The sequence below is a fragment of the Methanoplanus sp. FWC-SCC4 genome (assembly GCF_032878975.1).
In the GTDB taxonomy this organism is placed as follows: domain Archaea; phylum Halobacteriota; class Methanomicrobia; order Methanomicrobiales; family Methanomicrobiaceae; genus Methanochimaera; species Methanochimaera problematica.
In genome coordinates this window covers 1,398,377-1,411,688 of the sequence record NZ_CP043875.1, presented here as the reverse complement: position 1 = coordinate 1,411,688, position 13,312 = coordinate 1,398,377, and the positions used below count along the sequence as shown (strand labels likewise).

Sequence of the window (13,312 nt, the reverse complement as noted above, 5' to 3'; positions counted from 1 at the left end):
TTATGATGTCTGATTCCAAAAATTAATTCACACAAAATATGTATGATGTAATTGTTGCAGGCGGGGGGCCTGTCGGGAGTTCCGCCGCACGTTTCTGTGCCGAAGAAGGACTTAGTGTTTTGCTGATAGAGGAGCATGCGGATTTTGGAAGGCCTGTTCAGTGTGCCGGACTTTTAAGCTCTGCCGCCTTTAAAGAGTGCCGGGTTTCAAAGAGGAGTGTATTAAACACTGTTTCGGGTGCCAGGGTTGTGTCGGGTCTGGGCAGTGAGCTTTCTTTTGATGCCGGCAGAACAAAGGCCTATGTTGTTGACAGGAGTGCACTTGACAGGGAGATGGCAGAAAAAGCGGCAGTTGCAGGGGCTTTGATAAAGCTTAAGACTTCTGTTTATGGCGTTAGTGACTCAGGTGTTTTGACAACCGGTGTTGACGGGAAGGAGTCTTTTAAAGGGAAAATGATTATTGCGGCAGACGGGCCGCGTAGTATCTTTTCAAGAATTTATGGGATGAAACGTGCCGGTACATTTCTATCAGGAGTCCAGGCCGAGATTCCTTATCAGATGAATGAAAATCTGGTTGAACTACATCCTTATGCATCGCCTGATTTTTTCGGATGGGTGATCCCGTGTGGGAAAAACCGTGTCAGAGTTGGTCTTTGCGGTGAAAAAAATGTAAAGGAGCGTTTTGATTCATTCATCGCCGGGTTTGGCCGGGAAAATGTGCATCATGTGACCGGCACAATACCCCTTGGGGTTATGCCAAAAACATACGGACACAGGACATTTTTTATTGGCGATGCCGGGGGTTTTGCAAAGCCCACATCAGGAGGAGGCATTTACACGGGGATCAGGACAGCACGGCATGCAGCAGAGACAGCACTTTTGTGCTGTGAAAAAAACCGTTTTGACGATTCCCTGATGAAAAATTATGAAAAACTCTGGAAGGCAGATATCGGAAACGAGCTCTCTTTTGGAATGAAGATGTTTAACCTTCGCAAAAAAATCAATGATGAAACTATTGACTCTTTGTGCAGGGCAATGGATAACCCCGGCATTACCAATGATATAGTGAAATACGGGGATATGGATTCTCCAAAAAAGATTATCAAAAAGCTCGCACTAAGGCCTTCTGTGATGAGGGCCGGAGGGGCATTTATGGCAAATGAGCTGAAAAAAATGATACTTTCATGAAACAGACCTCGAAATATTTATAAAACTGTTTTTGTTATATGATATTCATGGACAGTCAGTTTGGAAGGGGTTTTGTAACAAATATAATGCTCATATCAAAGCACATGAGCCTGCCGCCGGAAAGGGCATGGACGGGACTTTCCGATCACCTGACGGAAATGAAGCTGCCTGATAATTTAAGGGGAACAGAGGTTGAGGATTTGTATATGAACCTGAGGCAGAAAATCATGTGGCACCAGAACGGCCAGATGGATAAAGAGGATCTGGATGGAGTGTACAGGGTTTTAAAGCGCCTTGTCGTTGCTCTTGATAAAGAGATTGGATTTCCCGATGCAATGGTCGGGAAGTATGACTGATTTATGACTGATTTCTGGAATAGCTGATCTCTTATAATTCCGGAAAATAAAAATCCGTGAATTAAAAATCAGCTAATTCCTGATATGCTTTAAGTGTCTGTAGACCCAATAATATATGTGTATTTTAGTCTGAATTATGTACCGATTTTAAACAAAGGAAATTTCCTGAATCTGAATAAAAATATCAGATTATTTAAGGATAATACGCATTAATCCGGGGGACCAACAGATTGGCTGATAATAATTACGATGCATCTCACATTACTGTTTTAGAAGGACTCGAACCGGTTCGTGAGAGGCCGGCAATGTATATAGGCAGCACTGATGTCAGAGGACTTCATCATCTTGTATATGAGGTCGTTGACAACGCTGTTGATGAGGCGCTTGCAGGTTACTGTGATGAGATAACCGTCACACTGAATAATGATGGTTCATGCACCATTACTGATAACGGAAGAGGTATTCCTGTCGATGCGATGGAAGAACAGGGCGGAAAGAGTGCACTTGAGATTGTGCTTACTGTTCTGCATGCCGGAGGAAAATTTGACAAGAACACCTATCAGGTTTCAGGTGGTCTTCACGGTGTTGGTGTCTCGGTTGTAAACGCACTCTCAGAGTACCTGAATGTTGAGGTTTACCGTGACGGCAACATCTATGAGATGGGCTTTGCCCGTGGCGGTGTGCTGAAGACTCTTACATCAAGGGCTAATGCAAGTGTTGAGGGTCCGGTTCACGGGACAAAGATTACGTTTAAGCCTGACTCCCGGATTTTTGAAACCGTAAATTTTGACTATGATATTTTAAGTCACAGGATGCGTGAACTTGCATTCCTGAATCGCGGCATAAAAATAATAATAAGCGATGCCAGAAGCGGTTACGGGGATACGTTCTTTTATGAGGGCGGAATAAGCGAGTTTGTAAAATATATTGTAGGGGCAAAAGAGACAGTTCACAGCGATATCATTTATCTGGATACAAAGGACGAGCCAAACAAGGTTGAAGTGGAAGTTGCCCTTCAGTATACCACAACATATTCCGAGAACCTGATGACCTTTGTCAACAGTGTCAATACAAGAGAGGGCGGGACTCACCTTGAGGGATTCAGAAGTGCTTTAACCCGCACCATCAACAAGGTTGCAAAGGAGAACAATCTCCTTAAAGGAATATCCGACTCCCTAAAGGGTGATGATGTCCGTGAAGGTCTGAACGCTGTTATAAGCATAAAAATTGCCGAACCCCAGTTTGAAGGCCAGACAAAGATGCGTCTTGGAAACAGCAATGTAAAGGGCATTGTCGATTCACTTGTTTATCAGAATCTTTCTGTCTATTTTGAAGAGAATCCAAAAGTCATACAGGCAATTGTTGAAAAGGCTCTTAGTGCCGCAAAAGCCCGTGAGGCTGCAAGGAAGGCACGTGAACTTGCAAGAAGAAAGAGCACACTTGAAGGTTCGGGGCTTCCTGGAAAACTTGCTGACTGTTCAGAGCGTGATCCTTCAAAGAGTGAAATATACATCGTGGAAGGAGATTCAGCAGGCGGTTCTGCAAAACAGGGCAGATCCCGTCTTACACAGGCAATTTTGCCGCTTAAGGGTAAAATCCTGAATGTCGAGAAGGCAAGTCCGCATAAAATTCTGAAAAACACCGAAATTCAGACTCTGATCTCCGCAATCGGCTGTGGTATCGGTGAGAACTTCAATGTCGAAAAGGCACGTTATCACCACATCATCCTCATGACTGATGCGGATGTAGATGGTGCACATATCTGCACACTGCTTTTGACATTCTTCTACCGCTATATGCCGCAGCTTATTGAAAACGGCTATGTCTACATTGCCCAGCCTCCGTTGTACCGCATTGCAAGAGGTAAAAAGGAGGTTTACGCATACCGCGAAGAAGAGATGAGGGAGCTTGTCGAGGAATTCGGTGAGAAGGGAACTTCAATTCAGCGTTACAAGGGTCTTGGTGAGATGAATGCCGAACAGCTGTGGCATACTACAATGAACCCCGAAACACGTGTTCTAAAAAAAGTTGATGTAATGGACGCAGGTTATGCAGATGAGATATTCAGCAAACTTATGGGAGACAATGTTGAAGCACGCCGTGAATTCATTGCCCGCCATGCAAAGGAGGTGACAAACCTTGACATCTGAGCAGACTGATTCCGAGGGAAGAAGAATTCTTCCGGTAAACATTGAAGAGGAGATGAAATCATCTTACCTTGACTATGCGATGTCTGTCATTATCGGACGTGCGATTCCTGACATAAGGGACGGGTTAAAACCTGTCCACAGGCGCACACTCTATGCAATGGGTGAGATGGGAAACACCCACGATAAGCCGTACAAAAAATGTGCCCGTATTGTCGGAGAAGTAATGGGTAAGTATCACCCTCATGGTGATGCATCAATCTATGACACTCTTGTCAAGATGGCCCAGCCGTTTTCGTACAGGCAGACTCTTGTTGAAGGACAGGGTAACTTCGGTTCGATTGATGGTGACTCCGCTGCTGCAATGCGTTATACCGAGGCCAGACTCGATCCCGTTGCCGAAGCGATTCTTGAGGATATCGGAAAGGACACCGTTGACTTTGGTCCGAACTTTGATGAGTCATTAAAAGAGCCTCTCGTTTTGCCTGCAAAGATCCCAAATATTCTTGTTAACGGTTCTGAGGGTATTGCAGTAGGAATGGCAACCAAGATGCCGCCGCACAATCTCTTAGAGGTGTGCAATGCAATCTGTGCAACTATTGACAATCCGGATATTACCATTTCAGAGCTTGCACAGCATATGCCAGGACCTGATTTCCCGACAGGCGGTGTAATTCTTGGAAAATCAGGAATTGCAAGTGCCTTCACCAAAGGCCGGGGAAAGATAAAGGTACGCGGAGTTGCTGAAATCATCGAAGGTGATAAAAAGCCTTCCATAATTATATCAGAGATTCCGTATCAGGTGAACAAGGCACGCTTAATCGAGCAGATTGCCGACCTTGTAAAAGATAAAAGAATTGACGGAATTTCCGACATACGCGATGAGTCTGACAAGGACGGTATCCGCGTTGTAATTGAGCTTAAGAGAGGAATCGTTCCGGAAGTTGTTTTAAACCAGCTCTATAAGCACACTCCGATGGAGATTACCTTTGGTGTGATCAACCTTGCTATAGTTGACAATCAGCCAAAGGTTTTGAATTTAAAGGAGATAATCTCCGAATTCTTAAGGCACAGGAAGAATGTTATCTTCAGAAGGACGAAGTTCGACCTCAAAAAAGCCGAAGATCGTCTTCACATCCTAAAGGGTCTGCTTGTTGCACTTGACAACATTGATGCAGTAATTGCGACAATCAGGGGTTCTTCAACCACTGAAGAGGCAGCAGAAAAGCTTGTTGCCAACTTCGGCCTTGATGGTATCCAGGCTGATGCAATTTTAAAGATGCAGCTTCGCCGTCTGGCAGCACTCGAGCACCAGAAGATAGTTGACGAAAGGGACAGTATCCTGAAAGATATTGAAAGGTTAAGACTTCTGATCTCAGACGATGAGCACATTTTTGCCGAGGTTAAAAGAGAGACGGTTGAAGTGGGTGAAAAATTCGGAAATGAGAGAAGAACAAAGATTACCCACGATTTCGGAGAGATCAACAAGGAAGATCTTATTGAGAACAAGCAGGTCTTAGTCTCGCTTACTTCCGAGAATTACATAAAATCCATGCCTCTTGACACCTATAAGGGACAGCGCCGTGGTGGAAGAGGAATTATCGGAATGGCTACAAAGGACGAGGACTTTGTAAAGAGTGTTTTCGTTGCCTCAACTCATGATTATCTGCTCTGCTTTACCTGCTCGGGAAGGGCGTACTGGCTGAAGGTTTATGACATTCCTGAAGCTACACGTCAGAGCAAAGGAAAAGCCATTGTAAATCTTTTGAATCTGAATGATGAAACCGTAACAGCTGTAATACCTGTGTCGGAATTTTCAGAAGGAAAATATTTCCTGTTTGCAACAAGACAGGGAATGGTTGTAAAAATACCGCAGGTCGAGTTCTCAAGACCACGCCAGAATGGTATAAATGCAATTACTCTTCGTGAAGAGGACGAGCTTGTCGATGTAAAGGATGTTGCAGAGACAGGAGAGCTTGTAATTACAACCAGACATGGGCAGAGTCTGAGATTCAATCTTGTAACAATCCCGTTGCGCCATCGTAATGCTCTTGGTGTCAAGGGAATTAAGCTCAGGTTTATGGATGTCCTTCAGGATATCACCGTTGTCGAGAAAGATCATCTTTTCACTCTCACAGAGAAGGGATACGGAAAGAGAACGGAGTTTGATGAGTTCATGGGTCACGGCCGTGCGACAATGGGTGTGAGGAACATCCAGGTCGATGCAAGCGGTGTGGTGGTCTCTTCAAAGGCCGTCAACGACAGCGATGAAGTAATTCTGATGAGCAAATCCGGAATTGTGATGAGGACAAAGGTATCCGAGATTTCAATCCAGAAACGCGGAACAAGGGGCGTCCGTATCATGAAACTTGATAAAGGTGACAGTGTGGTCGGATTTGCAATACTTGAGATTTCCGATGATGCCGGTGAAACCGAAGAACAGGTGCCGGATAAAGAAATATCAGATGATATTTATTACAGCGATTAAATCCGCTGTAAAATAAATTTTAAAATACCTATTTTTTTAATTTTCCCGTATTCTTTTGTCTGAATTTTTTGGAAACAGTATATTTATATGAATATGCTTCATATAGGGGTGCAATGGAAAAAAATGAGATCATAGTGATTATTCTGGGTATTGCCCTTATTTTCACCGGCGGATACATAATAATGATGAAGTACTCCGGCAATGATTCCGGCAGCGGGGCGGGGGCGGATACTGCAACTCCTACTGTACAGCCGGTTTCCCAATATGTTCCGACAGAACTGCAAAACGGGGCAGGCACCCCCGGTGTCAGTTATGTTCACGCCGGAGAGGTGCTCGCTTCTCCCTCTGTAATAAAGTCCATGGATCTTTATGCCGAGCCTGTTGACTGGGATTCAGAGATTGGAAACGATGGAATTGTAATCCATTTTAATTTCTATGATGAGCAGGGCAGAAAAGTGATATTTTCCGGCACTTCAATGAATACCGAGGTTAATGTTTATACTCCCGATATTGACAAACTTAACCGTAAGGTAAGTCCAAGAAAAGTGATTTACAAAGGTTATACAACAATCACAAGTTCTGATGAGGGTGAAGGGGGCTCTCTTTCAGGTCTTCGGGTTGCTTATGATGAGCTGAATCTTGCAGAGTATGACAAAGGAGTCGGACAGGTAAAGGTGACTGTGGGAATACCGACCGGCGGAAGTGTAAGCGCCGAAGAGACATTCCTTTATACCCGGAAATAAAAGAGACCTGAATTTATGGGTTGTTTTGAATCAGAGATTATAACTGTTGAGACTAATGGCGAAGGCGACATCATAGACCTGACATCAGAGGTTGATGATATTGTCAGTAAAAGCTGTGTTGAAACCGGATTATTATCTCTTTTTGTGGGGGGTTCTACTGTGGCTCTTACCACGATAGAATACGAAAAGGGTGTTCTAAGTGACCTGAGGCGTGCAATGTCTGTTCTGGCTCCTGACAATATTCCTTATGATCATGACGCTGCATGGGGTGACGGGAACGGCAGGTCACATGTGAAGGCAGCGCTTATCGGGCCTTCGCTCTCAATTCCCATAAGGGATGAAAGACTGCTTTTGGGAAAGTGGCAGCAGATTGTACTACTTGAACTTGATGTCAGAAGTAAAAGAACAAGGAAAGTTTACTGCACTATTATCGGAAAATAGAATTTGTTCACTGCATTATTATTCTGTGAACGAATATCCCGTAAAATTTAGGCGGATGGCAATTATTGTCATCCGGAATTCAATTCTTTTTTAGTCGAGCGGTACTGTTTCAAGCTGTGAAACAAGTTCCCAGATGCGGGTTCTTGCATGAACCGGCATGTTCGGATCATTAGAGACTTCGTCTATTAAGGATATTGCTGTTGCGGCACGAAGTCCAAGACCCTGTTTTTCGTCCATTAAGACTTTTCTGGTTTCGTCTGCTACTCTTCTGATGTTGCGTGGAATTGTTGTATCTTCCATCATAGCCTGCAACATCTGAATACAGTAGTTTATAGTATTTTCAGGATCTGCCATTTACATCACCGTCTTATTATTAATTTATGTACCCGCATATATAAGATGAACTTGTTTGGTGATAATTTCATGAGAAATCAGGAAGATATAATGGCAGATTATTTGCTAAAAGGCGGAAAAATGCTCGACAAATTGTGTCCCGTATGCGGTTCCCCCTTATTTGTCGTAAAAGGCGTAACAGAATGTGTTGTCTGCAAAGAAAGGGGTACCCAAATCATACCCGCGCCAAAGGAGGCGGAGCAGATAAAAACAGATTCCGCACCGGATATTTCTGTTAAGAAGGATTTGGAGGCGCCCTGTTTCACGTCACCCGGACTTATTAAGGAGCTTGAGGAGACTGTGATAGTTTTGTGCAGACGCTGCCAAAATGAGAGCCGCCCCGAAGACTGCCTTTCTCTTATGGAATCCATTAAAACAGGGGTTGAGCTCCTCAAAACACTAAAGTGATTCAGGGAATTTCTGTTTGAATTTAAAAAACAAAATATGTTATTTTTATTTGTTGCATTTTGGTTTTCAGGGGGCTCTTCTTTTTGAATTTGTCTTTTAACCCGCCTTTAACATTAAAAAAAAGAATAAGTGATTTCTTAGTTAAGTTTTGAGATAATCGTGCCGGCAAAGGCCAGGTTTTTTTAGGTTTCTACCGGGCCTGTAAATTTTAAAAAATTACCCTCACTCGTAAATTTTTCTTGAAATCTCATAAATGGCTGATGCGGTTTTCTCACCGATTCCCAAAACCGCCTTTAGCTCATCCTCATCTGCATTCATTATATTTTTGAGTGTTCCAAAATTTGTAAGCAGTATCCTTGCATTTTTAAGTCCGAGACCGGGGAATGAAGACATGATATACTCCTGGCTTTCTTTTTTGGACTTGTAGGATTTGTGGAAGTGAGGTTTACCTGCCGTGCCTCTCTCACTGTCTTCACGCTTTGCAATCACAAACAGCATATCAGCAGTCTCTTTTGCGTTTTCCGTGTAGAATATGGATACTCCCATTCCTATTGCAATAGCGGACAAAGCACCTTTTACGGCATTGGGGTTGATATTCCTCTGGCTGTAAAGATCAGTTCCTTCTATTATCAAAACCGGTTTTAAAACCGCGTCTGCCATATTTTTGATCTGGCCGAGGAGATCACGCTCAACAAGGGTATCCATAAAGTCCCGTGTTGTCTTTCTCTCCACAAGAATTCTGTCTCCTATTGCATAGTCACCAAAGGGCAGCCTTTCAAGTGTAAGATCAACTCCTGCCCTGTGAAGATGTTCGACAACTCCTGATGATGCCTCCCTGTCGTCAGCGATTATTGCAGGGCCACTGCTTACAAAACTGTCTATTGAGATCTGGCCTGTTTTAGTGGGTGCGGCGATTGTTCCCGTAAGGGTTTCATTTGTCTTTGAATTGATTCTGGCAATGTTTGCAAGATGTCCTATGCCTTTTTTCATCGACTTTTCCCTGTTTCTGCTGACATACCTGAATGTCTCGTCAGATGTGCCTTTGGTTACAAGAACCACAATGCTGCCGCTTCCGTGCCTGCCGGTACGCCCTTTTCTCTGAATGCTTCTGATCTCTGAAGGTACGGATTCATAAAAAAGCACAAGATCTGTTGAAGGGACATCCAGACCTTCCTCTCCAACGGATGTTGCAACAAGAACCCTGAATTCACCTTCGCGAAATTGGCAGAGTGTCTCGATCTGTTTTTTCTGTGAGAGTCCTTTTGATGAATCCTTGGATGCCTGACCTATGAATCTTTGGCTTTCTATTCCCCTGTCATTTAAATAATCGGTCAAAAGACCAACGGTATCCCTGAAGTTTGCAAAAATAATTACCCTGCTGTCCGGGAATTCCATAAGCTGTTTATTTACAATCTCGTAAGTCAGCTGGAATTTTGGGAGCAGTTCGGATTCCCATTTGTCTGACTCTTCGATAAGAGTAACAAAAAGCGGGTCGCGGCAGAGTCGCTGGCTGGCTTTTGTTCCTGACGGACTCATCCCTTCGGCCGCAAGCTTGTTCAGGTATCCCTTTAGAATCAGGCTTCCCTGTGACTCCGCAAGTGATATGGCATGCCTGATTTTCATCAGTTCGGCATGTATCGATGCCGCAAGATATGCATCCGAATTTCGAGCCTGAATATTTCTCTGGATATGGGCATTGATGCCGTTTAAGGCCTTCATCGTCAGTTTGTTCTCTTTTGGAACAATGTATCCCATGTCGGAGAGCATATCGAGGCGTGACTGGAGAATTTTTTTAAGGGTTAAATCTGCAAATTCAAGTTCGGGGGGCAGGTCGACTTCAACGTAATGGACTTCCCTTTCATGAATGTAAGGCCTGACGTCATCATCCTCTTCATTTCTGGTCTCAACGATTTCTATTGAGAGATTCTGACAGACTTCCATCACTTTTTCGTCTTTGCTGCCGGGAGATGCGGTCATTGCGAGGATAATCGGACTGTTTGCTGTTTTCATGTATTCCTGCGCAATAAATACATACGCATAGTTTCCGACAGCCCTGTGGCATTCGTCAACTATTAAAAGGGAGACATCCGCCAGAGAATATCTGCCGGCAATGATGTCATTTTTAATAACCTGAGGGGTTGCAAAAATCATCCTTGACTCCTCCCACATCTTCTTCCTGTCTGATGTTTTGGTATTCCCCGTAAACATTGCAAAACCGGAAAAATTGTCCCCTTCAGGTTCGATTAAAAGGTCCTGAAACATCTTCAGGTGCTGGTCAACAAGAGGTTTGGTGGGTGCCATCATAAGCACCCTTCCGCCTTTTGATTTGATTCTCATCGCTGCTGAAAGAAGCGCAACGGCGGTCTTGCCAAGACCTGTCGGCAGGACAACCATTGTGTTTCCGTCCATTGCACGAACCGCTATTGAAAGCTGGTACTGTCTTTCTTCAAGCGATTCCGGTTTGATCAGCGGATGAGTGATATATTTCATATTTAGTGTTAAATTTCTTCAAACGACTTTTTGCCCTTTATTAGAGAACCTAAAATCTCCGGAAGCATCTCTTTGTCACATCTGATCTGTTTCATTGAATCGCGATCACGGAGTGTTACGGTGTTGTCCTCTTTTGTGTCGTAATCGACTGTAACAGCGAAAGGAGTGCCTATTTCATCCTGTCTTCTGTATCTTCTGCCTATTGCACCAGCATCATCATACTGTGCAAGTATGCCTTCACTCTGAAGTATGTCGGTTATCTCAAGTGCGAGTGTGTCAAGTCCGTCACGTGTCATCAACGGAAGTACTGAAACCTGCAGCGGGGCAACCCGTGGAGGCATATGAAGAACACGTCTGATTTCACCTTCGACTTCTTCTTCGTCATAGGTGTGCTCTAAAATGGAGTATATGATCCTGTCGATGCCATAAGACGGCTCGATCACGTGGGGCATGACCTCTTCTCCCCTGACTTCAACCTCCTGTTCGCGGACTTCATAAAGTTCAGGAGGTATGAGCATTTTCTCACCGTTTACGGTGATTTCTGCACCGTTTTCACCTGGTGATGAACTCTCAAGTGCATCAGCGATTGCCTTTGCCTGTCCCCTGAATTTCGGGCCGAGAGCTCCCATGTCAGGAACTATTCTCTTCTGCCATACTTTTTTAGGTTCGCTGTAAGGGACAAAGACTGTAAATTTGTCGCCGCTTTCCTTTGAATGTGCACGGAGATCATAATCTGTCCTGTCTGCAATTCCCACAGCCTCGACCCAGCCGAAGCGTCCGGAAAATATTTCCGCATCCCAGCAGTCGGTTGCATAGTGGGCACGCTCGTCGGGAAGATGCTGACGGAATCTTACTTTTTCAGGGTCAGCACCGCAGGTCAGGAGGAAATCGTGTGTGAGTGCAATATAATATGCAACATACTCGTTTGCAACCATACCTGAATCAACGGCTTCTCTCATCGTTACCAGGACTGCCTCTGTCTCTTCTTCCTGCTGCTTTATCCCCCTTAGCGGAACAGCCCTGTCTGAATATCTTGCAAAGTTCGGGTGATCCTTTTTCTCCGGATGAATGAAGATCTCAGCTTCTGCCTGTGTGAATTCACGAAGGCGGATCATTCCCTGCCTTGGCGAAATTTCGTTTCTGTATGACTTGCCTATCTGGACTGCCCCGAACGGGAGTTTGTCACGGTAAAATCTTAAAAGACGGTTGAAATCGGTAAATATACCCTGTGCAGTTTCCGGACGCATGTATCCGGTTCTCTGGCTTCCCGGGCCGATATTTGTCTGAAACATCAGATTGAAGTAATAAACTTCTGAACCGTTGAAATTTTCACCGCATGCAGGGCATGGGAGATCCTTTAATATTTCTGTAAGTTCTTCGAGTGTTTTTGTTTCTGCATTTGAAATGCCATGGGCCTCAGCGATGTGGTCTGCCCTTTGATATTCATTACAGTGCGGACACTGAATCATTTTATCAGCAAAGCCTTTGACGTGCCCTGATGCGATGTATATTGACTCTTCTCCTACTGTCGGGCACTCGATCTCGAAATAGCCTTCACGCACAACATAAAAGTCGCGCCAGACATTTTCGATCTTTCTTTTCATCATTGCACCGAGAGGTCCGTAATCAATAAATCCTGCGACAGAACCGTAGCATTCTGATGAAGGCCATACAAACCCACGCCTTCTTGCGAGCTCTATTACTTTGTCGTATATGTCAGCCATTTTGCTTCACTCAAACTAAATTTCAAAATAATGTTTATTGCTTATTTTAAATGCTCATTATTGGTTTAATAATTCGACCGGAGATTATAAAATATATAATCACTCATTTGTCTGCTGTGAATTTGCAATAGGCAATAGGATTATATATTATAGTGAACATTATAATGGAAAATCTGGATTGATCAGTTATGGCAGCACCACGGAAGAAAAAGAAAATAAATACAGCAGACCGTAAACGGGAGCTATTGAATCTGTTTGCAGATATCTCAGGTAAGACAGAGATTGTAGAGCCAATGAAGAAGATCCACGGTACTTTGCGCGATAAGGATGCAATAGAGCGCGAGGTGGCTCTGGTTATGCGTGAAATCCTCGATCAGGGGCATTTCAAAACAAAATTAAAGCCAAGGGATCTTGCATGCCTTGTCTGCGGATACTATGAAGGCAAAAATGACACTGAGATTGCAAGGCAGCTTGGAGACGAGAAATTATCCAAGACTGTGGCAAGGGCACGTGTCAGACTGAAATTGTTCCGCGATCTTGATTTCAAGATGCCTTTTGAGCGTGAGTTGATGGAACAGCTTCTTGATTCCGGAAAGACAATGAAAGATATCAGCGAGGAGCTTGGGGTAAGTCCCTCGACACTTCGTGAATACAGGCATGTCATTGAGCAGGAGAAAGACACAACTCTTGATCCGTTCCTTGAGCGCATCAGGGATGTTATGGAAGACCGTGATCTTACCGAGTCTATGACAAGGGGCCTCAATAATGACGGCCTTTCAGAAGCTATTGATGCAACTGAAGCAGAACTTGCAGACCTGTCCTGATCGGGGAAAAAATAAAAAATATTTTTTTAAAATTTTATTTTACAAATCTGCCTCAAGAAGTTGTAATATATACTTTTATGTTCCAGTTGATTGAGACGAATTGAGAATATC

At 44.0% G+C, this 13,312-nt stretch carries 11 protein-coding genes; 8 read left to right on the top strand and 3 right to left on the bottom strand.

Features of this window, described 5'->3' with window-relative positions; genetic code table 11:
- The first annotated feature begins 38 nt into the window (after nt 1-38).
- The 6 genes from F1737_RS07150 to F1737_RS07125 all read left to right on the top strand — a co-directional run bounded on the left by F1737_RS07150 (nt 39) and on the right by F1737_RS07125 (nt 7,362).
- Complete coding sequence (locus F1737_RS07150) at nt 39-1,187, top strand: NAD(P)/FAD-dependent oxidoreductase (protein ID WP_317135909.1); 1,149 nt, start codon at nt 39-41, stop codon at nt 1,185-1,187.
- 47 nt (nt 1,188-1,234) lie between these two features.
- Nucleotides 1,235-1,543, top strand: a complete 309-nt coding sequence (locus F1737_RS07145; protein ID WP_317135908.1) for a hypothetical protein — start codon at nt 1,235-1,237, stop codon at nt 1,541-1,543.
- A 230-nt stretch (nt 1,544-1,773) separates the two neighbouring features.
- Nucleotides 1,774-3,693: a DNA topoisomerase (ATP-hydrolyzing) subunit B gene (gene gyrB, locus F1737_RS07140; protein WP_317135907.1), complete on the top strand. Its 1,920-nt coding sequence runs from the start codon at nt 1,774-1,776 to the stop codon at nt 3,691-3,693.
- Nucleotides 3,683-6,178, top strand: coding sequence for a DNA gyrase subunit A (gene gyrA, locus F1737_RS07135; RefSeq protein WP_317135906.1), 2,496 nt, complete (start codon nt 3,683-3,685; stop codon nt 6,176-6,178). Before gyrB ends, gyrA begins: the two co-directional genes overlap by 11 nt.
- A gap of 113 nt (nt 6,179-6,291) precedes the next feature.
- The gene (locus F1737_RS07130) at nt 6,292-6,921 is read left to right on the top strand and encodes a hypothetical protein (RefSeq protein ID WP_317135905.1); all 630 of its coding nucleotides are present in this window, start codon (nt 6,292-6,294) and stop codon (nt 6,919-6,921) included.
- A gap of 15 nt (nt 6,922-6,936) precedes the next feature.
- Nucleotides 6,937-7,362, top strand: a complete 426-nt coding sequence (locus tag F1737_RS07125) for a secondary thiamine-phosphate synthase enzyme YjbQ (protein ID WP_317135904.1) — start codon at nt 6,937-6,939, stop codon at nt 7,360-7,362.
- Between the two features lie 90 nt (nt 7,363-7,452).
- Here the strand turns inward: F1737_RS07125 and F1737_RS07120 are convergent, their stop codons facing one another.
- Nucleotides 7,453-7,716 (bottom strand): UPF0147 family protein, encoded by a 264-nt coding sequence (locus F1737_RS07120; protein ID WP_317135903.1) that lies wholly within the window; start codon nt 7,714-7,716, stop codon nt 7,453-7,455.
- 90 nt (nt 7,717-7,806) lie between these two features.
- On the opposite strand from F1737_RS07120, the gene F1737_RS07115 reads away from it, so the two are divergent.
- Nucleotides 7,807-8,163, top strand: a complete 357-nt coding sequence (locus F1737_RS07115) for an autoantigen p27 domain-containing protein (RefSeq protein WP_317135902.1) — start codon at nt 7,807-7,809, stop codon at nt 8,161-8,163.
- Nucleotides 8,164-8,385: 222 nt separating this feature from the next.
- Here F1737_RS07115 and F1737_RS07110 read toward each other — a convergent pair whose 3' ends face one another.
- Nucleotides 8,386-10,653: a DEAD/DEAH box helicase gene (locus F1737_RS07110; RefSeq protein WP_317135901.1), complete on the bottom strand. Its 2,268-nt coding sequence runs from the start codon at nt 10,651-10,653 to the stop codon at nt 8,386-8,388.
- An 8-nt stretch (nt 10,654-10,661) separates the two neighbouring features.
- Nucleotides 10,662-12,377 (bottom strand): glycine--tRNA ligase, encoded by a 1,716-nt coding sequence (glyS, locus tag F1737_RS07105; RefSeq protein WP_317135900.1) that lies wholly within the window; start codon nt 12,375-12,377, stop codon nt 10,662-10,664.
- Nucleotides 12,378-12,565: 188 nt separating this feature from the next.
- On the opposite strand from glyS, the gene F1737_RS07100 reads away from it, so the two are divergent.
- Entirely contained in the window at nt 12,566-13,201 is a 636-nt protein-coding gene (locus F1737_RS07100) for a response regulator receiver protein (RefSeq protein WP_317135899.1), read from the top strand.
- Nucleotides 13,202-13,312 lie beyond the last annotated feature (111 nt).

Bases quoted from the DNA above. Each gene is read 5' to 3' on its own strand.
- F1737_RS07145 (WP_317135908.1), top strand. From the start codon at position 1,235: ATGGACAGTCAGTTTGGAAGGGGTTTTGTAACAAATATAATGCTCATA.
- F1737_RS07125 (WP_317135904.1), top strand. From the start codon at position 6,937: ATGGGTTGTTTTGAATCAGAGATTATAACTGTTGAGACTAATGGCGAA.
- F1737_RS07100 (WP_317135899.1), top strand. From the start codon at position 12,566: ATGGCAGCACCACGGAAGAAAAAGAAAATAAATACAGCAGACCGTAAA.
- F1737_RS07130 (WP_317135905.1), top strand. From the start codon at position 6,292: ATGGAAAAAAATGAGATCATAGTGATTATTCTGGGTATTGCCCTTATT.
- F1737_RS07110 (WP_317135901.1), bottom strand. From the start codon at position 10,653: ATGAAATATATCACTCATCCGCTGATCAAACCGGAATCGCTTGAAGAA.
- F1737_RS07150 (WP_317135909.1), top strand. From the start codon at position 39: ATGTATGATGTAATTGTTGCAGGCGGGGGGCCTGTCGGGAGTTCCGCC.
- glyS (WP_317135900.1), bottom strand. From the start codon at position 12,377: ATGGCTGACATATACGACAAAGTAATAGAGCTCGCAAGAAGGCGTGGG.
- F1737_RS07120 (WP_317135903.1), bottom strand. From the start codon at position 7,716: ATGGCAGATCCTGAAAATACTATAAACTACTGTATTCAGATGTTGCAG.
- F1737_RS07115 (WP_317135902.1), top strand. From the start codon at position 7,807: ATGGCAGATTATTTGCTAAAAGGCGGAAAAATGCTCGACAAATTGTGT.